The sequence below is a fragment of the Anaerostipes sp. CAG:276 genome (genome assembly GCF_000432215.1).
Lineage (GTDB): Bacteria > Bacillota > Clostridia > Lachnospirales > Lachnospiraceae > Anaerostipes > Anaerostipes caccae.
Genome location: NZ_FR889206.1, coordinates 56825 through 57595, shown reverse-complemented (window position 1 = coordinate 57595; position 771 = coordinate 56825). Strand labels below are relative to the sequence as shown.

Here is a 771-nt window from a genome sequence, read left to right as displayed (position 1 = left end):
TCCTTACGGCTGGAGAATGAGCCGTGAAAAGGAAGAAGCCGCAGTCAAAAAAATGCTGAAAGAGGGCACCACCGAGACAAGAGAGCCATACTGGCGCCAGAAGGCAAAAGTATACGACGGATATCAGGGAGACATCGGCGACACTTATATCGAGGTAGATATGGGACAGCAGGAAGTTTTCTACATTAAAAAGAAAAAGATTGTCTTTTCTTCATCCGTAGTCACAGGCAAGATGGAAGCTGGAAGAAAAACACCGGAATGTGTGGCATTTGTACTGTATAAACAGCGCAATGCGACATTGAGCGGTCAGGGTTATAACTCACCGGTATCTTACTGGATGCCGTTCAACGGCAACGTGGGACTTCACGATGCAAGCTGGAGGTCTTCTTTTGGAGGAAGCGAGTACATTTCCGGGGGATCACACGGATGTGTCAATATGCCGCCTTATGCAGCTGCATCACTTTACAATATGATCGATGCCGGAACACCGGTTATCTGCTATTACTAAAATGAAACCGAGAGAGCAGGATTTAGATAGTCTGGGCTCTCTCTTTTTGTTATTTCAATAGGAAAGGTCTGCGGCCTTTTTGTCCATGGAACAGGAGGAGATGAAAATGAGGGTCAGCATAACACAGTGGGTGCATGAAGAGCTGAGACGCTTTATCAGACAAGGAGACTTATGTATCGATGCAACGGTTGGAAACGGAGGTGACACTGAGTATTTGTGCGGACTGACAGACAGGGTGATCGGATTTGAAATACAGGAGGAAG

The 771-nt window shown here is 46.6% G+C and carries 1 protein-coding gene (running past one end of the window); it reads left to right on the top strand.

Annotated elements, in window-relative coordinates; translation table 11 throughout:
- Positions 1-508, top strand: the final stretch of a protein-coding gene (locus QVP35_RS15135) for a L,D-transpeptidase (RefSeq protein WP_022261363.1). Its footprint begins 899 nt before the window's first position; the window shows 508 of its 1407 coding nt (coding positions 900-1407); its start codon lies off the left edge, out of view; the stop codon is at positions 506-508.
- The last annotated feature ends 263 nt before the right edge of the window (positions 509-771 follow it).